The sequence below is a fragment of the Xanthomonas citri pv. citri genome (assembly GCF_000961215.1).
Taxonomy (GTDB): Bacteria; Pseudomonadota; Gammaproteobacteria; order Xanthomonadales; family Xanthomonadaceae; genus Xanthomonas; species Xanthomonas cissicola.
The window spans coordinates 2,308,020-2,329,838 of the sequence record NZ_CP008998.1; the positions used below are offsets into that span (position 1 = coordinate 2,308,020).

General features: G+C 64.2%; 18 protein-coding genes. 7 read left to right on the forward strand and 11 right to left on the reverse strand.

The window, feature by feature from the left end; all coding sequences use genetic code 11:
- Window positions 1–238: 238 nt before the first annotated feature.
- The gene (locus AMD14_RS10550) at window positions 239–1,183 is read right to left on the reverse strand and encodes a chemotaxis protein CheV (protein WP_003482947.1); all 945 of its coding nucleotides are present in this window, start codon (window positions 1,181–1,183) and stop codon (window positions 239–241) included.
- A gap of 370 nt (window positions 1,184–1,553) precedes the next feature.
- On the opposite strand from AMD14_RS10550, the gene flgA reads away from it, so the two are divergent.
- The 4 genes from flgA (at window position 1,554) to AMD14_RS10570 (ending at window position 4,317) form a co-directional block, all read left to right on the forward strand.
- Window positions 1,554–2,198 carry a flagellar basal body P-ring formation chaperone FlgA gene (flgA, locus tag AMD14_RS10555; RefSeq protein WP_005914452.1) on the forward strand — a complete coding sequence of 215 codons (645 nt, stop codon included), beginning with the start codon at window positions 1,554–1,556 and terminating at the stop codon, window positions 2,196–2,198.
- Between the two features lie 66 nt (window positions 2,199–2,264).
- Window positions 2,265–2,576, forward strand: coding sequence for a flagellar biosynthesis anti-sigma factor FlgM (flgM, locus tag AMD14_RS10560; protein ID WP_003482943.1), 312 nt, complete (start codon window positions 2,265–2,267; stop codon window positions 2,574–2,576).
- Between the two features lie 15 nt (window positions 2,577–2,591).
- Window positions 2,592–2,924: a flagella protein gene (locus tag AMD14_RS10565; RefSeq protein WP_003482942.1), complete on the forward strand. Its 333-nt coding sequence runs from the start codon at window positions 2,592–2,594 to the stop codon at window positions 2,922–2,924.
- 166 nt (window positions 2,925–3,090) lie between these two features.
- On the forward strand, window positions 3,091–4,317 hold the full coding sequence (locus AMD14_RS10570) for an ATP-binding protein (protein ID WP_003482941.1): 1,227 nt from the start codon (window positions 3,091–3,093) through the stop codon (window positions 4,315–4,317).
- 142 nt (window positions 4,318–4,459) lie between these two features.
- Here the strand turns inward: AMD14_RS10570 and AMD14_RS10575 are convergent, their stop codons facing one another.
- Both AMD14_RS10575 and AMD14_RS10580 read right to left on the reverse strand, forming a co-directional pair.
- Window positions 4,460–6,181: an EAL domain-containing protein gene (locus AMD14_RS10575; protein ID WP_003482940.1), complete on the reverse strand. Its 1,722-nt coding sequence runs from the start codon at window positions 6,179–6,181 to the stop codon at window positions 4,460–4,462.
- Between the two features lie 3 nt (window positions 6,182–6,184).
- Window positions 6,185–8,317 (reverse strand): sensor histidine kinase, encoded by a 2,133-nt coding sequence (locus AMD14_RS10580; RefSeq protein WP_011051270.1) that lies wholly within the window; start codon window positions 8,315–8,317, stop codon window positions 6,185–6,187.
- A gap of 120 nt (window positions 8,318–8,437) precedes the next feature.
- On the opposite strand from AMD14_RS10580, the gene AMD14_RS10585 reads away from it, so the two are divergent.
- A complete protein-coding gene (locus AMD14_RS10585; protein ID WP_170914522.1) occupies window positions 8,438–11,224 on the forward strand; it encodes a sensor domain-containing protein in 2,787 nt (928 codons plus the stop codon).
- Between the two features lie 961 nt (window positions 11,225–12,185).
- On the opposite strand, the gene AMD14_RS10590 is transcribed toward AMD14_RS10585, so the two are convergent.
- The 5 genes from AMD14_RS10590 to AMD14_RS10610 form a co-directional block, all read right to left on the reverse strand.
- The gene (locus AMD14_RS10590) at window positions 12,186–12,470 is read right to left on the reverse strand and encodes a hypothetical protein (protein WP_003482934.1); all 285 of its coding nucleotides are present in this window, start codon (window positions 12,468–12,470) and stop codon (window positions 12,186–12,188) included.
- An 86-nt stretch (window positions 12,471–12,556) separates the two neighbouring features.
- Window positions 12,557–13,747 (reverse strand): methyl-accepting chemotaxis protein, encoded by a 1,191-nt coding sequence (locus AMD14_RS10595; protein WP_005914458.1) that lies wholly within the window; start codon window positions 13,745–13,747, stop codon window positions 12,557–12,559.
- Window positions 13,748–13,894: 147 nt separating this feature from the next.
- A complete protein-coding gene (hflD, locus tag AMD14_RS10600; RefSeq protein WP_007964280.1) occupies window positions 13,895–14,509 on the reverse strand; it encodes a high frequency lysogenization protein HflD in 615 nt (204 codons plus the stop codon).
- Window positions 14,509–15,645 (reverse strand): tRNA 2-thiouridine(34) synthase MnmA, encoded by a 1,137-nt coding sequence (gene mnmA / locus AMD14_RS10605; RefSeq protein WP_011051272.1) that lies wholly within the window; start codon window positions 15,643–15,645, stop codon window positions 14,509–14,511. Before mnmA ends, hflD begins: the two co-directional genes overlap by 1 nt.
- On the reverse strand, window positions 15,642–16,100 hold the full coding sequence (locus AMD14_RS10610) for an NUDIX hydrolase (RefSeq protein ID WP_003482927.1): 459 nt from the start codon (window positions 16,098–16,100) through the stop codon (window positions 15,642–15,644). The genes mnmA and AMD14_RS10610 overlap by 4 nt, the downstream gene beginning before the upstream one ends.
- Before the next feature lie 250 nt (window positions 16,101–16,350).
- On the opposite strand from AMD14_RS10610, the gene clpS reads away from it, so the two are divergent.
- Both clpS and clpA read left to right on the forward strand, forming a co-directional pair.
- The gene (clpS, locus tag AMD14_RS10615) at window positions 16,351–16,671 is read left to right on the forward strand and encodes an ATP-dependent Clp protease adapter ClpS (RefSeq protein WP_005914463.1); all 321 of its coding nucleotides are present in this window, start codon (window positions 16,351–16,353) and stop codon (window positions 16,669–16,671) included.
- Window positions 16,672–16,813: 142 nt separating this feature from the next.
- The gene (gene clpA, locus AMD14_RS10620; RefSeq protein WP_003482920.1) at window positions 16,814–19,096 is read left to right on the forward strand and encodes an ATP-dependent Clp protease ATP-binding subunit ClpA; all 2,283 of its coding nucleotides are present in this window, start codon (window positions 16,814–16,816) and stop codon (window positions 19,094–19,096) included.
- A gap of 282 nt (window positions 19,097–19,378) precedes the next feature.
- Here clpA and infA read toward each other — a convergent pair whose 3' ends face one another.
- The 3 genes from infA to AMD14_RS10635 form a co-directional block, all read right to left on the reverse strand.
- Complete coding sequence (gene infA, locus AMD14_RS10625; RefSeq protein ID WP_002813418.1) at window positions 19,379–19,597, reverse strand: translation initiation factor IF-1; 219 nt, start codon at window positions 19,595–19,597, stop codon at window positions 19,379–19,381.
- 80 nt (window positions 19,598–19,677) lie between these two features.
- Window positions 19,678–20,427 carry a leucyl/phenylalanyl-tRNA--protein transferase gene (gene aat, locus AMD14_RS10630; protein ID WP_011051273.1) on the reverse strand — a complete coding sequence of 250 codons (750 nt, stop codon included), beginning with the start codon at window positions 20,425–20,427 and terminating at the stop codon, window positions 19,678–19,680.
- 262 nt (window positions 20,428–20,689) lie between these two features.
- The gene (locus AMD14_RS10635) at window positions 20,690–21,808 is read right to left on the reverse strand and encodes a GNAT family N-acetyltransferase (protein WP_005929190.1); all 1,119 of its coding nucleotides are present in this window, start codon (window positions 21,806–21,808) and stop codon (window positions 20,690–20,692) included.
- Window positions 21,809–21,819 lie beyond the last annotated feature (11 nt).

Here is a 21,819-nt window from a genome sequence, read left to right on the forward strand (position 1 = left end):
CACCCGAACCAGCGGAAAAACGGGCTTGGCAGGCAGAGATCGCGACGTAGGTCGCCCGCTAGGAAGCTGCAGGTGTTAGCTGGGCAATTTGCAGGCCGACCAGACTGTCTGGCAGGAATCAGGACCTAGCGAGGGGGGCTCACGCCGCCGCAATTCCGCCACCAGGCGCCCTTGTGCGGGGAACAGGCGCGGGAGATGTCCGCCCGCGGCTCAGCGACTGCACGGCCCGAACGTATGATCAGGCCGCTTCGGCGACCACTTTCAGGCGGGCCAGCACATAGTCGGCCAGTTCATGGGCGCTGTACTTGGCCACGAAGGCGTTCGCGCCCACCTGCTCGACCATGGCGTTGTTGAACACGCCCGACAAGGAGGTGTGCAACAGCACATACAGGCCTTGCAGGCCCGGGGTGCGCCGGATTTCCGTCGTCAGCGTATAACCGTCCATTGCCGGCATCTCGATGTCGGAGATCACCATGGCGTAGCGGTCGGCCGGGTTTTCGCCCGAGGCAGCCACCTGCAGCAGGTGGTCCAGCGCCTGGCGGCCGTCCGACAGCAGGGTCGCCGAAACGCCCAACTGGTCGAGCACGCTGCGGATCTGCTGGCGCGCCACGCGCGAATCGTCCACCACCAGCACCTGGAACTGGCGGTCGTAGGCCACCAGCTGCAGCGAGGGATCCAGTTGCACGTCCTTGCTGACCTTGGCGATATCGGCCAGCACGCTCTCCACGTCGATGACCTGGATCAGTTCGCCCTGGAAGCGCGTCACCGCCGTCAAATAAGTGGCTTCGGCGCCCAGTTCCGGCGGCGGGTGGATATCTTCCACCGCGATATTGACGATGCGCTCCACTCCGCTGACCAAGAAGCCCTGGACCGAGCGGTTGAACTCGGCAACGACCAGATAGCCGGGACCGTTTTCCGAATGCGAGTCGCGTTCCGGGTGGCCGATGGCCAGGCCCAGATCCAGCACCGGCACCGAGCGCCCGCGCACGTCGGCCACGCCGGCGAACTCGGTCGGCAAGCCAGGCACCTGGAACAGTTCCGGCCGGCGCAGCACTTCCTGCACCTTGAAGACGTTGACGCCAAAAAGCTGGCGTCCGCCCAGCCGGAACAGCAGCAGGGCCAGTCGATTGTGGCCAGCCAGTCGGGTGCGCTGGTCGATGCGGTTGAGCAGATCGTGGGTCATGGGGCAGATATCGACAGCGCCCTTGGAAAACTTGAGTGGTTTTACGGTTGGCGTGGGGCGCTGTCGGGAATGGGGAATGGGGAATCGCAAAGGCATTAGGACTTCCCGCAGCGAGCCCGAGGCGAAGGGCCGTGCTCTGACGTCCTTACGGTGTTCGCTAAGCAAATCGCACAGCAGCAACGAAGGCCGACCCAGACCCAGTCCCCCCGACCGCTTCCCGCTTCCCGCTTCCCGCTTCCCGATTCCCGCTTCCCGATTCCCGATTCCCGATTCCCGATTCCCGATTCCCGATTCCCGATTCCCGATTCCCGATTCCCAAACAGGCACACCCCTTGCATCACAGCTCCCGTCTTCTTCCGGATCCGGTCCCATGCGCCTGCTCCTGCTTGTCATCTTGTTGGCTGCCGCTCCGGCCTGGGCCCAGAGCTATCAGTCCGTCGATTCCATCCGTGCTGCGGCGCTGGCGACCGTTGGCCCGGACGCCGAAGCCGAGGCCACGCTCGATCCGGGCCTGCGCATGCCGGCGTGTCCGGTCGCGCTGCAGGCGCAGCCCACCGGCACCAATACGGTGGAAGTGGCCTGCCCGCAGCCTGCCGGCTGGCGCTTGTTCGTGCCATTGAAGGTGCGTCGCAACCAGGACGTGCTGGTCTTGCGGCGCGGCATCGGCGCTGGAGAAACCATCTCGCTGGCCGATATCAGTATCGAGAAGCGTGACGCCGCGCGCATCGTCGGCGCGGTGCTGGCCGACCCGGTCGCTGCCGTGGGCAAGACCGCCCGTCGCATCCTTCCGGCCGGCTCGCTGCTTTCGGCCAACGATCTGGTCACGCAGCGGCTGGTCCGGCGCGGCGACACCGTGCCGCTGGTCTCGCGCAATGGCGGGCTGGAGGTGCGCATGACTGGGCGCGCCCTGTCGGACGCCGGCGAAAACGAGCGCGTGTCGGTGGAAAATTCGTCCTCGCGCCGGGTGGTGCAGGGCATCGTTGAAGCGAGCGGAACCGTTGTGGTCTCCAGGTAAAAAATTTCTATAAAGTTTTTTTTCTGGGTGCCGTTATCCCCTACGACCTGTAGAGGAGTTCCTGACATGACCCAGAAAATCGAAGGCAATCTACCGACCGCTGCCACCCTTCGCACCACGGCCACCAGCAGCAAGATCGCTTCGGCCGGCGAAGATCGCGCGTCCCCGGTTGCCGCAACCCCGCCGACCGACAGCGTCAAGTTGACCGGCGAAGCCACCAACCTGCAGAACCTGCAGCGCGAGCTTTCGCAGTCCTCGGCGATCGACACCGGTCGCGTCCAGGCGGTGAAGGATGCATTGCAGAACGGCAGCTATTCCATCAACCCGGACGCCATCGCCAGCCGCATGATGGATCTGAATCAGCAACTGGCGGGTTGATCCCCGACTGAAAGGATGAACGTGAACGAGTTCCTGCAACGTCTCAGCGATGCGCTGGCCGGCGAACGCCAGGCATTACTCGAGAACGACATCGACGGGCTGATGCGACACACGCAGGACAAGCTCTCGGCGCTGCAAGCGCTGGAAGCGGCGATGCCTGCAGGCGAAGAAGAGCGGCTGCGTGAGCTGGCCGAAGCCAATCGCGCCAATGGTGCGCTGCTGGCACGCCGGCGCCGCGAAGTGAACTGGGCGCTGCGCCACCTCGGCCGCACCGAAAGTGCGCCGTCCTACGATGCCAAGGGGCAATCGAGCGTACTGCGCGGCGGGCGTTCGTTGGCCGTGGCCTGAGTTGCACGCTGTTTCGTGGCACACCCGGTGGCAGATGGTGAGGCAGGCTTAGGCGAGCAGGCAGGTGCCGTTCGCTCTGCGACGCGCCGCCGGCTAATGCAAAACGACAATACGGAGCGTCAATGGTTCGGCGTATATTGAGGCATCCTCTACGCCGCCTGCTCCCGTGACCGCCAAGTTTTTTCTCAATCAAGCCTTATTGCCGTCCCCGGATATCCTGCGCGCCTTCGGCGACCAGATGATGGAGGGGCTGCTGCTGTTCCGCGCAGACGGAAAGCTGATTCTGGCCAATGCCATCGCACGCCAGAGCCTGTGCAAGGAAGACCCCACCGACGATCGCAATCTGGGCGAGCGCATCTCGCAGGTATTGCCATCGGACGCACTCAATCAAGCGCGCAGCAAGGGCAGCTGGACCGGCAGCCTGCCGGTCGCCGACCGGGTGGTCATTGCGCACCTGTATTACAACGAAGAGTGCGGGCCCGGGCATTTTCTGGCGCTGTTCCACAACATCGAAGGCCAGCAGGATTACGAGCGCGAGCTGCAACAGCGCCACGCCGAATTACGCCAGGCCTATCTGCGCTTGAACGGTGCGCAGGACAAATTGCTGCAATCGGAAAAAATGGCGTCCATCGGCCAGTTGGCCGCAGGCGTGGCGCACGAAATCAATAATCCGATCGGTTATGTGCACTCCAATTTGGGCAGCCTGCAGGAATATCTGCGCAGCCTGTTCACCCTGATCGAAGCGTATGAGCGCGCGCTGCAGGCGCCGGACCCCAAGGCGCTGATTCCGGAAATCGACGAGATCCGCAACCGCGCCGACATCGACTTCATCAGCCGCGATCTGCCGCAACTGATGGCCGAATCGCGCGAAGGCATCGAGCGGGTGACCCGCATCGTGCGCGACCTCAAGGACTTCTCGTACTCGGACCGGTCCGAGTCGTGGAAGATGGTCGACCTGCATGCGGGCCTCGAATCCACCATCAACATCATCTGGAACGAGCTCAAGTACAAGGTCACGCTGGAGCGCAACTACGCCGAGCTGCCGCTGGTGGAGTGCCTGCCATCCGAGCTCAACCAGGTCTACATGAACATGCTGCTCAATGCCGGCCAGGCCATCGTCGAGCGCGGCACGATCGCCGTGACCACCGGTCGCGACGAAGCAGAAAACGTCTGGATCCAGTTCCAGGACAGCGGCGCCGGCATTGCCCCGGATCTGCTGCAGCGCATCTTCGACCCCTTCTTCACCACCAAACCGGTCGGCAGCGGCACCGGCCTGGGTCTGTCGATTTCCTACGGCATCATCAACAAGCACCACGGCCGCATCGACGTGGAAAGCACGCCGGGGCAGGGCGCCAGTTTCAGGATCACGCTACCGATCCGGCAGCCGCGGTAGCGCTGACGCGCTGGGAATGGGGAGTTGGGAAATGGGGAATCGGGAATCGGTAAAGCAGCTTTTCGCTCGCTTGATCTGGCTGCGTGTCTGAGAAGCAACAAGACGCAGAGGTCTGCTCTACCGATTCCCCAATCCCGATTCCCTATTCCCGGCCGTTACGCAACTCATCATGCGTGCGGAACGCCTGGCGAATATGCTCGCGCAGTTCGTCGTCATTCCAGGGTTTGGTCAGGAAACGGTAGATCGCGCCGCGGTTGATGGCCTCGGTGACGGTGGCCAGGTCGGTGTAGCCGGAGAGCACCAGGCGCACCGTGTCGGGGTAGAGCATCTTGACCCGTCCCAGGAATTCGGTGCCGCTCATGTCGCTCATGCGCTGGTCGGACAGGATCACCTGTACATCGTTGGTGGCCAGCAGGTCGAAGGCGTCGCGCACGTTGCCGGCCGCCAGAATCCGGTAACCGTCGCGGCGGAACAGGCGCACCAGCGAGCGCAGCACGTTTTCTTCGTCGTCCAGCAGCAAGAGCGTGCGGTCGGGGCGGCTCTCGGCGAACGATTCCGGGCGCAGGTAGCGCCGCCGTAGTGCCATGCCCGCCGACTCGGCCGACATCGGCTCGCCGAACAGGTAGCCCTGGAAGATGTCGCAATCGTTACGGCGCAAAAAGCCCAGCTGCGCCTGCGATTCCACGCCATTGGCAATCACCGTCATGCCGAGCTGGTGGCCCATGGCGATGATGGCGCGCGCGATCGCCGCCTCGCGGCTGCCGGCCGGTGCGCTCTTGATGAAGCTGCGGTCGATCTTGAGCCGGTCCACCGGGTAGCGCACCAGCGCGCTCAGGCTGGAATCGCCGGTGCCGAAGTTGTCCAGGCTCAGGCTGATGCCTTCGTTGCGCAGGTTGGCCATCGTCTCGTGGACGAAGTTGACGTTGTTGGTCAACGCGCTTTCGTTGATCTCCAGCGTGACGAACTGCGCCGGTACACCGGCAGTCTGCAGCATCGCCATCACTTCGTTGAAGAAGCCCGGGCGCAGCAACTGCAGCGTGGAAACATTCACTGCGATGCTGAAATCGTCGAAACCCTGGTCGCGCCACAGCCGCGCCTGGCGCACCGCGTTCTGCAATACCCATTCGCCGATCTGCACGATCACGCCCAGGCGCTCGGCGGTACGCATGAAGCGCTCCGGCACCAGCATGCCCAGGGTGGGCGATTGCCAGCGCAGCAGCGCTTCCATGCCCACGATGCGGCCATCGCGCGCACTCACCAGCGGTTGGTAGCGCAGGCGCAATTCGCCGTGCGGAATCGCATCGACGATCTGCCGCGCAATGATGCTTTCGCTATGCGCGTTGGTGGCCGAGTTGCGCGTGTACAGCCGCACCGTGTTGCCGCCTTCGCGCGCGGCCTGGTAGCTGGCTTCTTCGGCGTAATCCAGCAGCGTGGACAAGGAGGTGGAATGTTCCGGACACAGGCTGATGCCGACCTTGCCGGTCATGAACAAGGTATACGGCAGCACCGACAGCGGCAGTTCCAGTTGCTGGCGGATTTCCTCGGCAAAATCTTCCGGCAAGGGCGTGTCGTCGCGGCGCACCGCCACAACCACCATTTCATCGCTGCCGTGGCGCCACAGCTTGCCGCGCGCGCCTAGAAATTCCTGCAGCCTGCGCGCTGCCAGCGTCAGCGCCTGGTCGCCGACCTCGCCACTCATGTTCTCGTTGATCGAGGCGAAGTGATCGATATCGACGTGGAAGATCATCAGCGGCGGACCGCCGGACGCGGCCGCATCCACCAGGTGCAGCAATTCGGGATTGCCCGCGCCAAGCCGGGTGGGCTTGACGATTTCCAGTCCGGGCGGGATTACGGGGCTCCACATGACTCAACGTCCACCATCGTCGTGGACGGACTCGCCGACCGGGTGATAGGGCAGGCGCAACGTCACGCGCGTGCCTGCTCCGGGAGCCGATTCTATCGCGAGCGTGCCGCCGACGGTTTGCGCACGCTCACGCATCACGATCAGCCCCAGCCCACGCGGACCCTCCGGCTCGAAGCCATCGCCGTCATCGCTGACTTCCAGGCGGAAACTGTCGCCGTCGATCGAATGCAGACGCAGGTGCACTTCGCCGGCGCAGGCGTGCCGCAACGCGTTGGTCAGGCTTTCCTGCGCGATCCGGAAGCAGGCCTGTTCGATCTCGTTGCCCGGCCGTTCGTCGAGCGCCTGAATATCCAGCTCCAGCCGCACTTGCGAGGCGCGGAACAGCATCGACGCCTGCCAGCGCAGCGCTGCCTCCAGGCCCAGGGCATCGAGTTGTGGCGGGCGCAACAGCATCGACAGATTGCGCAGCTTGGTCACCGTGGTATCGGCCAGCGACACCACTTCCAGCAAGTCCTCGCGGCGCGCGTCCGCGTCCGGCTCATCCAGGGCCGCATGCGCGGACAACTTCATCGCGGTGATCGCTTGCCCAATGTCGTCATGCAGGTCGCGCGAGATGGCGCGCCGCTCATCTTCCTGCAACGAAAACAGACGTTTGGCCATCGCCTGCAGCTCGACATTGCTCTCGGCCAGGGCATCGCGCATGCGCTCGGGTTCGCCCAGATCGCGCACCACCAGCAACTTGCAGCTGCGTCCGCCATAGCGGATGTCGCCGGCCGACAGACCTGCGTAGAAGGTGCTGCCGTCGCGACGACGCATCGCGCGTGCGCTGGAGACCGGCTCATTGCGATCGCTGCCTGCGCGCAGGTAGTCGCGCACCACCGGCAGGTCGTTGTCGCCCACCAGGGTCTGCAGCGGTTCGCCCAGGATGGTTTCGCCCTGGAAGCCGAACTGGGCCGAGCCGGCCGCGTTGGCGTACATCACATGCTCGTCGGCGAGAATCAGCACCCCGTCGGGCAGCACGCGCACCAGTTCGCGAAACTGCTCCTCGCGTTCGCGCAGCAGCCGGCGCGATTGCTCGCGTTCGCTCACATCCTGCAAGGTGCCGTGCACATGGCGCACGCCGCTGGGGCTGGTCACGCTTTCGGCGCGCAGATGCACCGTGCGCGGTTGCGAATCGCCACCGGTCAGCGGCAGCAGCACATCGATCTGCACCTGGCCACCGGTACACATGTCTTCGATCATGCGTTCGATGCGCGCCTGGGTCGCGCTGTCGGAGGCGGTCAGCAATTCTTCCAGCCGATGCTCGCGACGATGCATCGGTACGCTGCGCCCCAGCAGGCGGTAGACCGCTGGCGAATAGCGGCCCAGGCCGGTCGTGCGATCCAGTTGCCAGGAGCCCAGCCGCGCGATGCTCTGCGCCTCCTCCAGCCGTTCGAGTGCCTCGTCGCGCAGATCTTGCGCCTGGCGCTCTTCGCTGCGGTCAACGGTGACGACCAGGCGGGCAGGGCCGCTGGCCAGATGCAGCTGGTTGCTCCGCACCTCGACATGCCGCGTGCCGCTGCGCGTCATCAGGTCTTCGTTCAACACGCAGGTGGCATCTCCCTTGCTGCGGATCTGCGCAATGATCTCTTCCAGCCGCTCGCCATCGGCATTGGGCCAGATCGCCTGCAGCGTCTGCTGCAGGAACTCGTCGCGTTCCCAGCCGAAGAATTCCAGCGCCGCCGGATTGGCGTCGAGGATGCGCATGGTGGCCAGGTCGTAGATGAAGGCCGGGCTGGGCAGTGCCATGAACTTGGCTTGCAGCAACGCCTCGGACTGCGCCAGCTGGGCGTACTCGTCCACGATCAAGCCCGTGAAGCGGCGCAGCACCAGGTGGATGACGATGCTGGACAGCACCAGAAAGCTCGCATCAGACCAGCGCTCCGGCATGGCGGCGCCGGCCAGGTAGAGCAACCGGTTGCCCAGCAGCAGCCAGATCACGCCAACCAGCAGATACAGGCCGGTCAGGGTCCACAGGCCTTGGTGCAGGCGCTCGGCGAGACGAAGACAGGAGACGGGGGCTGACGAAAATGCGGGCGCGGCGACGGGCTGTTGCATGGATCCGCGGACGACCTTGAGTGCTGGCGATGCGGCCATCTTAGCCGTAACTCGGGCCGGTTCGGTCCAGCTCGCAACAGGTGGCTCAACTATTCGCCGGCACTGCCGTTATCCATTGCGACCCCGAAGGCCGGGGTCGATTCTTCGGAGTGTTCCAGAGTGGACTCAGGCGTCATTGCAAGCATGCTGCAGCACCCGCTGACCTCGGCGGTGGTGTTGTTGGATGCGCATGGCCAGCCTCTGGCGGCCAACCGCGTTGCGCAATCCCTCGGATTGCCGGCAACCCTTGGCGCATACGCCGATGTGTTGGAAAGCAGCCGTGCCCAGCTGGCCGACAGCGGGGGCATGGCGCCCTGCGTGTTGCCGGGCAGCGGCGGCGGGCGGCTGGAGGGCTGGCTGCGCGCGGTCTGCGACGAGCAGGGCCAGATCATGGCGTTCACCTTGAGCATTCCAGAACCGAAGGGTGCCGATGGCACCAGTCGCTGGGAGATGGGCCTGGACAGCGCCGACCACGGCTTGTGGGATTGGGATATTCCGGCCGATGTGGTGTATCGCTCCGAGCGCTGGACACGCATGCTCGGTTATTCCGAGCAGCCGCTGCCGAACAATCTCACTGCCTTGTCCGGGCTGATTCATCCGGAAGACCACGCGCATGTCAGCGCGGCGGTGCAGGCGCATCTGGAAGGCCGCACCGATACCTATGTGGCCGAATTCCGGCTGCGCCAGCACGACGGCCAGTGGCGCTGGATCTTGGATCGCGGCCGCGTGGTATCGCGGACCGCGGACGGACGTCCATTGCGCATGGTCGGCACGCATACCGACGTGCACCATCAAAAATTGCTCGAGCAGCAGCTGCGCGATCAGCAGGCACAGCTCGAAGAAGCACAGCGCATCGCCAGCATGGGGAGCTGGAGCTGGGATTCGCATCACGATGCCCTGTGGGTGTCGCAGGATTTCCTGCAACAACTGGGCATGACCCATGTTCGTCTGCAAGGCATCCGCGACATCCTGCGCCTGCTGGCTGGGCCTTCGGTCGCGCAACTGCGCAGCGCCTGGCGCAAGATCAAGCACGAAGGCATGCCGGTGCATTTCGAACTGGAAATCAACGGCCTGCTCGGTGCCAACCCGCATCATCTGCGGGTGTGGGCACAGCCGGTGTTCGATGGCGACGGCAGCATGGTGCGCGTGCTTGGCCAGCTGCAGAACGTCACCGAACAACGCCAGACCGACGCGCTGATCCGTTGGCGCACCGAATTGCTCAATCGCGTGTCCGCGCTGGGCAAGATCGGCGGCTGCGAGATCGAGGTCGACACCCGGCGCATGCAATGGACCGAGGAGTGCTATCGCATTCACGGCCTGCGCAAGGAAAACATCACCCTGGAGCAGGCGCTGTCGCTGTATACGCAGGATTCGCGCGACGCCTTCGAGGCGGCGCTGCTGCGGATCTCCGATGGCGGACTGCCCGAACAGCTGGAGCTGTGTTTCTATCGCAACTCCGGCCAGCGTGTCTGGGTGCAGGTACTGATCGAGCTGGATCGTCGTGAGGGCTTGCCGCCGCGGTTTGTTGCCTTGTTCCGCGATATCACCCGCGAACGCGAAGCCAACGAGCGCATCGAGCTGCTTGCCCATTACGACCGCCTGACCGGTTTGCCGAACCGCTTCCTGTTGCGCGAGCAGGCAGAAAACGCCATTCGCGAAGCGAACGAGCGCGGCCAGACACTGGCGATGCTGTTGATCGATCTGGATGGCTTCAAAAGCATCAACGATTCGTTTGGCCATGCCACCGGCGACAACCTGCTCAAGCTTGCCTCGGCGCGCCTGCATCAGCATCTGCGTAATAGCGACCTGTTCGGCCGCTTCAGCGACGACGAATTCATCGTGCTGCTGCGCGATATGTCCGAGCCCGAAGATGCCGGCCACGTGGCGCGCAAACTGATTGCTGCGCTCGGCGAGCCGCTACGCAAGGAGCACGTCACCCTCAAGCTCGGCGCCAGCATCGGCATCGCGCTGCAGGGCGAAGGGCTATCGGATTTCGACAGCCTGCTGCGCGCCGCCGACGCGGCGATGTACGCAGCCAAGGAGTCCGGGCGCAATACGTACCATTACTACAGCCAGGACGTGCTGCTGCGGGCGCAGCGCCGCCTGGAGCTGGAGCATGCGCTGCAAGGCGCGCTCGACCGCGAAGAATTCACGCTGGTCTATCAGCCGCTGGTCAACACCGTGGACGATGCATCGCCGGCGATCGAAGCGCTGATGCGCTGGAATCGCCCTGGCCATGGTCCCTGCAGCCCGGTCGAATTCATCCCGATTGCCGAAGAATGCGGCGAGATCGTGCGTCTGGGCGAGTGGGTCATCGGCGAAGCGTGCCGTCAGGCCGTGGTCTGGGATCGTGCCGGCCTGCATTTCAGCCGCGTTGCGGTGAATGTGTCTGCCGTGCAATTGCGCGAGCGCGGTTTTGCCGAGCGCGTGCTGGAAATCTGCCGCGACAATGGCTGGCCGCCGTCGCGCCTGGAGCTGGAGCTGACCGAATCTGCCCTGATTCGCGACTCCGATTCGCTACGCCGCTGCTTCGAATTGTTCGAACAGAATGGCGTGTTGCTGGCGGTGGACGACTTCGGTACCGGCTTCTCGAATCTGCATTACCTCAACCGGTTCCCGGTGCAGCGTTTGAAGATCGACCGCAGCTTCGTGCAAGGCATGCTCGACGACGCCAATACGGCCGAAGTCACCCAAGCCATCGTGCATCTGGGGCATGCCCTGGGCATGCAGGTGGTCGCAGAAGGCGTTGAAACCGTGCAGGAAGATGCGTTGCTGCGCCAGCAGGGCTGCGACGAAATCCAGGGCTATTTCTACTCACGTCCGTTGTCGCCACGCGACATGGCGCAGTGGTTGCGCGAAGCCGACGCCGGCATCCGGTTGGGCGCGCGTCTGGTCATCGCCAACTGACGCAGTGTGCAGCGTTGCGTGCTTTGAGCCGCAGCGCAGTCGTCGTGCAAGTCGTCGGTGTGTACTGCCCAATGGCTTGAAGACATCAGAGCTGGCGAGCCGTAGCGGCGTTCGAATGCCGCTCATCACTTGTTGGGTCGAGCACGCAGCGCCTCACCAGCGACGGGGCAAACCATGAGGGCGTCCACACATGGTTTGTGGCGGCATCAACGACGCCCAAGCTGACGCTAGCTGCAGGACCATCAACAACGTACTAGCGTCGAAGGCGGCGCTTGGCCTCACCGCGCGCGGGACCCGGTGTGGCCCATCTATTGAAGCTCAATGGCCGCATCCATGCCGCGCCGGCGGTCCCGCACTGGGCGAGGCATCGCACCGGAGAGTTGGCTGGTCGATAAGTGAAAAGCAGGGATCGATGCCACGCACATCGCGCACCGACCATCTCGATAGTCGCTGCCCGCCCAGCGTTGCGGTACCTCGAACGGCATGGATGTCGCATGAGCTCTACAGGGTGTAGTTGCATCTGTCCTGCGATGAGGCGCGCAAGGACCCCGAAGCCAAACTACGAATCAGCGTCGCTGCAACCGACGGGGCCACGTCCACCGCTGGACTGATTCGGGTCGCTCAGGCGGCAAAGACGCACTTCGAGTGTGCACCGCAATAGAGAGAAGGAGTTCTGCAGCCACGTAGCAGACGCGCAATTCCCTTGCACATGCTCATTCCAATATTGCCGTACCGATCGAAGACTCACGTCAGTCATAAGAATCGCTGAGCAGACGGGCAGGGGAGAGCTCACCTTGACGCTGCAGTCGATCAGTGCCGCGCGCGCAGGGCACTGCTTATCGGTACGGCATGATGCAGAACCACCTTGGCGGCAAGGCGTGGCGCAATCGCATCACTCTCGGGCAGTGGAGACAACCAGCGGGGCGCCTGCCGAGGCACGCCCCGCTGTACGGCGCTGGGCTTACCGCGCCGATCCGCTGACCGCGGCACCATCCAGACCCAAATCCCAGGCCACCGTGGCGAACAACAGCTCCTCTTCGCTGCATGCGCGGCGCGGGTTGATCAATGCCAGCAGCTCTGCGCGTGCGCTGCTTTCCAGCCGTTCCAGCGCGGCCGGTATGCGCACACGTCGCAGTGCAGGCCTGGCCGAATCGCTTTGCGCGATGCGCTCGGCCTGTGCGGCTGCCAGGGCAGCGGCCTGCAGTGCGGCGGTAGGGGCGTCGATGGTCGGGGCAAGAAGTGTCATGGGCGGAACACCAGGTCGTAACGGAACGACAAATCCCCGGAAGGCCGGGGAATGTCGGAATCAGCAGCTGCGTGGCGGCATCGGTCTCAGAACAACTCGACCGTGCCGGCGCCCATGCCCTGCTGTGCCACCGGCTTGTGCGGCGGGCGTTCCCACTCCACGCGCATGTCGCGCAGGCGGTTGGACACCTTGGCCAGCGCGGCGACCAGGTCGCTGTCGTACACGCCGCCATTGCGATGCAGCAGTTCCTGCAGCGCCACCGCTTCGCGGTTGATCGCGGTCAGGCGATCCAGGTGGGTGTGGATGCCACTGAGCGTCTGGGTGGCGATGTCCTCGAACTGCAGGGCACGCACCGCTTCTGCCACGCTGCCATCGATCGAGCGTGCGCATTCGGAGATCTCGCGCATGCCATCGCCCAACGAGGCGTTGATCTGGGCGACGTTCTCCAGCATGGCGGCCGATTCATGGCGCGCCTCGCGGGAGCGGTCCATATGGCGCGATGCCAGCTGCGAGACCGTTTCACGCACCTTGGCGATCGATTCCTTGGAGCTGTGTGCCAGCTTGCGGATCTGCTCGTTGAAGGTGGTGGAACGCTCGGACAGGTTGCGCACTTCGTCGGCAACCACGGCGAAGCCGCGACCGGCTTCACCGGCACGCGCTGCTTCGATGGCGGCGTTCAGGGCCAGCAGGTTGGTCTGGTCGGCGATCGACTTGACATCTTCCAGCAGCGCGAAGATGCCATCCAGATGCTGAGCCATCTCGTCGATGTGATGGACGGTATTGGTGCTCTGGCCGCTCACCTGTTCCAGCGCTTCCACCAACTGCTCCATGCGGGAGCTGGCATGCTGGGCGAAGCGGGCGACGTCGACGCCGGCGCTGCCATCGTCGCCGGCGCGGTCGACGATGCGGGCCAGTGCCTGGCTTTGCTGACGCGATTTGCGATTCATCGCTTCGAAGCTGCCACCCAGGCCGGACACGGCCTGGCGGATCAGTTCGCGGGCACGCTCGACTTCCGAGCGCGATCCGTCGACTTCGTTGCTGACGAACGTACGCAGTTCGTTGAGCAGTTGGTCCTGCTCGCGCAGGATGCGGGCCTGGTCCGGATTAGGCCGGAACTGGGAATACGTCACCCAGGCAGCGAAACCCAACCAACTGAGGGTCATGGTCGCCAGGATCGCCCAGCGCACCGAAGCGGGCCAGTCGAATCCGACAGCGAAGGGGAACAGCAAGGTCAGAGCCAAAGGAGCGGCTAGACGGATGAGTGGACGTGAATACATGGGCGTTCTCGGCAGAGTCACGGTTGCTGTATCGGCACTGCCCCCATTGTCTTTAGCGACGATCGCCACATCGCCTGGTCCATTCGACCGCCGTTGGCGCGCCTCAGCGGCCGCCAGCGCGCAGATGTAAGCGGTTTTTCGCGCCGATTAGCGCAGCGCGCGGTCCACCGCCTCGATCATCGCGCGTTTGGCGAACAGGAAATCCCACAGGCTGCCGCCCATCTGCCGCCACAGCACCGCCGAGCGCAGTGCCGCCAGCAACAGTGCGCGGATCTCCGCGACCACGCCAGCCTGGCCCAGGTAGTGCGGGTTGCCTTGCACCATGACCTTGGGCCGCAAGTGGCTGATGGTCTGCGCGTACAGCCCGCCGAGCGAACCCAGCACGTCGGGATGGCTGCTGTCGCCCAGCTGCTGGGCCTGACGCGCTGCCGCGTCGATTCCGCTGGCAACAGTGGCGACGGTGCTGGCATCGCGCACGAACCGGCGCTCCAGCTGCAGCACGGCCAGTGCCAGACGCGGCAGCACCTCGTCCTGGCCCTGATTGCGGAAGTAGTTGTGCAGCAGGCGCAGGCCGGGCGCCAGCGCCGCTGCCGAGCCATAGACGGCCTCTGGCGAGGCGGCGTCCACACGGAACACGCTGTCCATGGCAGTGCGCACCGTCGCAGCTTCCGAATGCCCGGTCTCGGCGATCCGCCGCACCTGTTGCAGGGCCTGAGCGACGCCGGCAAGCGCCAGCACACGATGATCCATGGAAACACTCATCAAGCCACTACCTCAGAGGAAAAAGAAGATCCCGCCAACTGGCGTTCCAGCGGCGCGTCGGTGGCGGCGATGACCGCGCCGCCCAGGCACTCCTCGCCGTCGTACAGCACCAGCGACTGCCCCGGCGTCACCGCCCGTTGCGGCCGTTCGAAGCGCACCTGCACGCTGCCATCGTCCTGCACATCCACCGTGCAGGACTCGTCGGGCTGACGGTAGCGCGTCTGCGCGGTGCAGCTGAACCGGCGCGCCGGCGGCGCCCCGGTCACCCAGTGGGCTTGTTCGGACTGTAGCCAGCGCGATTGCAGCAGCGGGCTGTCGCGGTCCTGGTCCACATACAGCACATTGTTCGCCACATCCTTGCCGACCACGTACCACGGCGCGGCCGCCCGCCCGCGCACGCCGCCGATGTTCAGCCCCTCGCGCTGGCCCAGTGTGAAATAGAACACCCCCGGATGCTCGGCGATGCGCTGCCCCTGCGGGTCGCGGATCTCGCCGGTGCGCGCCGGCAGGTAGCGGCCCAGAAACTCACGGAAATCGCGCTCGCCGATGAAACAGATGCCGGTGGAATCCTTCTTGGCATGGGTCGGCAAGCCGGCATCCTGGGCGATCCGGCGCAACGTGCTTTTTTCCAGGTCGCCGATCGGGAACAGGGTGGCGGCCAACTGCGTCTGCCCCAGTTGATGCAGAAAATAACTCTGGTCCTTGCCGCGGTCGGCGCCACGCAGCAGGCGCCACCGCCCACCGCGATGCGCCACCTGCGCGTAATGGCCAGTGGCGATGCGCTCGGCACCCAGCGCCTGTGCTGCATCCAGAAAATGCTTGAACTTCACTTCGCGGTTGCACAACACGTCCGGGTTGGGCGTGCGTCCGGCCGCATATTCGGCCAGGAAATGCTCGAACACGTCGCTCCAGTATTCGCCGGAAAAATCGCGGAAATGAAACGGGATGCCCAGCACGCCGCACACCGCCACCGCATCGCGGCGATCGTCTTCGGCGCGGCAGTCGCCGCTGCCGTCGTCGGCCCAGTTCTGCATGAACAGCCCCGCGATTGGCTCGCCCTGCTGCGCCAGCTTCCACGCCGCCACCGACGAATCCACGCCGCCGGACACACCCACCACAATGCGCGGCGTACTCATGCGACGTGCCGCACCAGGGAGAGTGGATGACGCTGCCCGGCCAGGTAGTCGGCAACCACCTCCCACACCAACGGGCTGCGCAGGCGCTCGATCGAGGCGCGTAGTTCATCCGGGGTCATCCACAGCGCGCGCACCACGCCGGTATCGAGGCTGCGATCGGGGTGATGGGTCAGCGCATCGGCAACGAACGCAAAGCGCAAGAAGCACTGCCCATTGGGCGCAACCCATTGGTAGGTGCCGATGAACTGGGTCAGGCGCACGTCCCAGCCGGTCTCCTCCAGGGTTTCGCGCACGGCCGCGTCCAGCAGGCTTTCGTTCGGCTCCAGATGTCCGGCAGGCTGGTTCAACAGCAAGCGGCCGCCGATGGCTTCTTCCACCTGCAAAAAGCGTCCATCGCGCACCACAACTGTGGCAACCGTCACATCGGGATGCCAGCGTTGCTCGGTGACACTCATCAAATTTGCTCCAGCGCGAATGGTGGCGTGTGTGCTGCCTCTGCAGCGGGACTAGCACCGCGGTGCCACCCTGGCACGGTTGCGCCGTCGTCTGCCGTGCGCGTCCGGGCATCGGCGGTAGACGGCGGCGCCAGCAGCGGCGCGGTCATAGAATCGGTCATCAAGGGCCAGCCAGGAAATTGGACACAAATTGTGCGGGGCACAGCGCAAATCGTCCAATGCATGCAAGGTTGAACCGTATAATGGCCGGATGCCTCGGAATACCTCACACGAACACGACCACGGCCTGATGGTCGAAGCCAGCAAGCCCGAAGTGGCGCCACCGCCGCGCTACCAGGTGCTGTTGCTGAACGACGACTACACCCCGATGGACTTCGTGGTGACCGTCCTGGAGCAGTTTTTCAACCTGAACCTGGAGCAGGCCACGCAGATCATGCTGCACGTCCACACCCGCGGGCGCGGCGTGTGCGGGGTCTACAGCCGTGAGGTTGCAGAGTCGAAGGTGGCCCAGGTCAACGAATTTTCGCGCATGAACCAGCACCCGCTGCTGTGCACGATGGAACAGGCCTGAGACGCGCTGTAGATCATTCCAGCAGCGCAACAGTGTGGCTGCGATCACGTGCTAACGCTGTCTGAACATGCCTATCCGATAGGGTTGTGGAAAATCCCAACAAAAGCCGCATATTGTTGGCAACAGCCGTGCGGAGTTACCAATGTTCAGCAAAGACCTAGAGCAAACCATCGGCCAGTGCTACAAGCGAGCACGCGAGGCGCGTCATGAGTTCATGACCGTCGAGCACCTGCTGCTCTCGCTGCTGGACAATCCTTCCGCCCAGGCCGTGCTCAAGGCCTGTGGCGCAGACCAGGTGCGCCTGCACAATGACCTGGAGCAGGCAATCGAGGCCTCGGTCTCGCGCCTGGCCGAGGACGACGGGCGCGACACGCAGCCTACCCTGGGATTCCAGCGGGTGTTGCAACGCGCCGTCTACCACGTGCAGTCCTCGGGCAAGAAGGAAGTCACCGGCGCCAACGTGCTGGTCGCCATCTTCGGCGAGAAGGACTCGCACGCGGTGTACTTCCTGAACCAACAGGACATCACCCGTCTCGATATCGTCAATTACCTTTCGCACGGCATTGCCAAGCTGGGTGAAGACGGCGAACAGCCGTCCGCGCCGGACGGCGAGTCCAAGAGCGAAGGTGGAGAGGGCGAGGCCAAGGGCGACGCGCTGGCCGAGTTCGCCAGCAATCTCAACGAGCAGGCGCGCAACGGCAAGATCGACCCGTTGGTCGGCCGCAGCGACGAGATCGAGCGCACCATCCAGGTCCTGTGCCGCCGGCGCAAGAACAATCCGCTGTACGTGGGCGAGGCCGGCGTCGGCAAGACCGCGATTGCCGAAGGTCTGGCCAAGCGCATCGTCGACAACGACGTGCCGGAAGTGCTTGCCGATGCAGTGATTTACTCGCTGGATCTGGGCGCACTGGTGGCTGGCACCAAGTATCGAGGCGATTTCGAAAAGCGTCTCAAGGGCGTGCTGGCCGCGTTGAAGAAGGTGCCGAATGCGGTGCTGTTCATCGACGAGATCCACACCATCATCGGTGCCGGCTCGGCGTCGGGCGGCACCATGGACGCCTCCAACCTGATCAAGCCCGCGCTGTCCTCGGGCGAGCTGCGCTGCATCGGCTCGACCACGTTCCAGGAATATCGCGGCATCTTCGAGAAGGACCGTGCGCTGGCGCGTCGGTTCCAGAAGATCGATATCGTCGAGCCGACGGTGGGCGAAACCTTCGAGATCCTGCAGGGCCTCAAGCCCAAGTACGAGGCGCATCATGGCGTGACCTACGCCGACGACGCGCTACAGGCGGCCGTTGACCTGTCGGTGAAGCATATCGGCGACCGCTTGCTGCCGGACAAGGCGATCGATGTGATCGACGAGGCCGGTGCGCGTCAGCGTCTGCTGCCGGAAGGCACGCGCAAGGAGCTGATCGATATCGAAGAGATCGAGACCATCGTGGCCAAGATGGCGCGGATTCCGGCCAAGCAGGTCAGCGCGACCGACAAGGACGTGCTGCAGCACCTGGAGCGCAATCTGAAGATGGTGATTTTCGGGCAAAACCCGGCGATCGAAACGCTGGCCGGTTCGATCAAGCTGGCACGCTCGGGCCTGGCGAACCCCGAAAAGCCGATCGGCAATTTCCTGTTCGCCGGTCCCACCGGTGTCGGCAAGACGGAGGTCACCAAGCAGCTCGCGCTGCAGCTGGGGATTGAACTGGTGCGCTTCGACATGTCCGAGTACATGGAAGCGCATTCGATCAGCCGTCTCATCGGTGCTCCCCCGGGCTACGTCGGTTTCGACCAGGGCGGTTTGTTGACCGAGAAAATCGTCAAGACGCCGCACTGCGTGCTGCTGTTGGACGAAGTGGAGAAGGCGCACCCGGACATCTTCAACATCCTGTTGCAGGTCATGGACCGCGGCATCCTCACCGATACCAACGGGCGCGAGGCCAACTTCAAGAACGTGATCCTGGTAATGACGACCAATGCCGGCGCCACGCAGGCGTCGCGGCGTTCGATCGGCTTTACCAAGCAGGATCATTCCACCGATGCGATGGAATCGATCCGTCGCGGCTTCACGCCCGAGTTCCGCAACCGTCTGGATGCGATCGTGCAGTTCCAACCGCTGGCGTTCGACCACATCCTGCGGGTGGTGGACAAGTTCATCATTGAGCTGGAAATGCTGTTGCAGGAAAAGCACGTCTCCCTGTCGGCCACCCCGACCGCGCGCGACTGGCTGGCACAGCATGGCTTCGATCCGCTGATGGGTGCGCGGCCGATGTCGCGGGTGATCCAGGAAAAGATCAAGCGCCCGCTCGCCGACGAACTGCTGTTCGGCAAGTTAGTGGACGGTGGCCGGGTCAACATCGACGTCAAGGATGGCGAATTGGTGGTCGAGGCGCATCCGGAACCGGAGCGCCTGCTGCCCGCGACGGTGGACTGATCGCCATAGGATGTTTGGCAGGTAAGAAAAGCCGCTCGAGAGAGCGGCTTTTTACGTTTTCAGCGGCCCTCGCAATCACGCGTGCCGACGATGGCAGTGCTTGACGCGAGTGCCGGATGCGGGACGCAGCACATGGTGCAAGGCACCGACCGAAGAACCGCCGCCCTGTCTCGCACCGGTTGCTCTGCGGAACTTGCCGGCAGTAGAAACGCATCACTGCTCGAATTATGGGCACGACAAAAAGCGGCCAATGGCCGCCTCGCGCCTCGGCACCAGAACCGCTTACTTCATGCGGTAGGTAATACGACCCTTGGTCAGGTCGTAGGGAGTCATCTCAACTTTGACCCGGTCGCCGGTCAGGATGCGGATGTAGTTCTTGCGCATACGGCCGGAGATGTGGGCGATGATTTCATGCCCGTTCTCCAGCTTGACCCGGAACGTGGTGTTGGGAAGCGTCTCGCTGACGCTGCCTTCGAATTCAATGGAGTCGTCTTTCGACATGTAATCCTGTGCAATCACGGCTGGCCCGGCAGGGCCGTAAGGGACGGCATTTTACGCGCCATCTCCCCGTGGTGCAAATTTTATGTTAAGCGGGCTTCACCAAGTGAGCTGGCGGGGCGTTGTCCGTAGCGTCCGGACCACGTGCCGGGCAGGGCGGGGCGGGCGACCTGCAACTGTACCTGTTGCAGAAACTGCGCGCGCGGCAAGCGCTGCGCTCCCAGGCTGAGCAGGTGCGGGTTTTCCACTTGCGCGTCGAGCAGCGGCCAACCTTCGGTGTGCAGATGCATCGCTAGCGCGGCCAGTGCCACCTTGGAGCCGCCGCTTTGGGCGCTGAACATGCTTTCGCCGAAAAACATCTGGCCGATCGCCACGCCGTAGATGCCGCCCACCAGGCGCGTGCCGTCGAACACTTCCAGTGAGTGCGCATGGCCCAGCTCGTGCAACGCGATGTATGCCTGCTGCATCTGTGCGGTGATCCAGGTGCCGTCCTGGCCAGCGCGCGGAACCGACGCGCAAGCGTCGATGACTTGTTCGAAGGCGGTGTCGGCACGTACGGTCCAGCTGCTGCTGCGTAGCTGACGCCTGAAACGCGACGACAGGCGCAGCGCATCGGTGCGAAACACCATGCGCGGGTCCGGACTCCACCACAGGATCGGCTGGTCCTGCGAAAACCACGGGAAAATGCCATGCGCATAGGCATTGAGCAGCCGCTGCGGCGCCAGGTCGCCGCCGATGGCGAGCAGGCCGTCCGGGTCGCGCAGGGCCTGTGCGGCCGGCGGAAACGGTGCCGTTGGATCGGCATCGAGCAGAAAGGGGAGATGGCGCGCCATCTGCGCAGTGTAGGGCAGCTGGCAAGCCGACTGCGCTGACCGCGGCACGAGCCTGCCGCAAGGTGAGTCTGCGACCGTTTCACGGAATCGGCGTGCACCGGAGCGCAGACTCCGGTTCCTGCGCACCGTCCGCGTCCACCTGGCGACTGCCCACGCGGTTTGTCGGTCGCTCCAGCGTGTGCGCTGCTCGACGATTGCGCCGTGCATGCACGCCGCAATCGTCGAGCATTCAATCAACGTCGCTCATACCGCCTGACTTGGATCAATCGCGAAAAGGGCTGCGCTCGGACAGTTCCCGTGCATGTTGGGCCACAGCATCGCGCTCGTCCGCACACCACTGTGCCAGGGGTTCGCGAAAGCCCGGGTCGGCGATCCAGTGCCTGCTGCGCACCAGCGTTGGCAGAAAGCCGCGCGCGATCTTGTGCTGGCCTTGGGCGCCAGGCTCGAAGCGGGTCAGGCCTTCGCGCAGGCAATATTCGATGCCCTGGTAATAGCAGGTCTCGAAATGCAGGCCGGGCAGCGCTTGTCCGCCCCAATAGCGGCCGTACAGCGTGTCCTGTCCGCGCAGGCATAGCGCGCCGGCGATGGGGTGCCCCTCGAGCTCGGCCAGGAACATCACCAGCTGGCGCGGCATGGCCGTCGCCAAGTGCTGCAGGAACTGCGGCGTCAACGCGGGCGAATTTCCGTATTCGTTGAACGTCTTGAGATAGAAGCCATACATCGCATCCAAATCCGCATCGCTGGCCTCATCGCCATGCACCACGCGCAGTTGCACGCCAGCGCGTTGCACCTTGGCGCGTTCCTGGCGAATGTTCTTGCGGTGCTTGTGATCCATCGCCGACAGGAACGTCTCGAAGTCGTTCCAGCCGCTGACGTTGTGCCAGTGGTACTGCAGGTCGTTGCGCTCCAGCCAGTCGGCATCGAAGCCGGCATCTTCATTTGCAGGATAAAAGTTCACATGCGCCGACGACAGCCCGCTGCGCTCCACCAGCTCGCGCATGGCAGCCAGCAAGTGGCCGCGCCACTTGGGTGCACCGAGCAGACGCGGGCCGGTGACGGGCGAGTAGGGCACCCCGCACAGCCACTTGGGAAAGTATTCCTGGCCATAGCGCTCGTACGCATGCGCCCAGGCGTGGTCGAAGACGAACTCACCGTGCGAATTGTTCTTGAGGTACCCGGGGGCCGCGGCTACCAGGGTGTCGCCCTCCCACAAGGTCAGGTGCAGCGGGTTCCAGCCCCAATCCGGGCGCAGGCAGCCCTCACGTTCGAGGCCTTGCAGAAATGTGTGGCTGATGAAGGGATGCGTGCCATCGTGCAGCGCATCCCAGGCGCCGGCCGGCAACTCGTCCAGCTGGCGACACCAGCGGGCGGTTATGCCCATGCCGGCAGCCC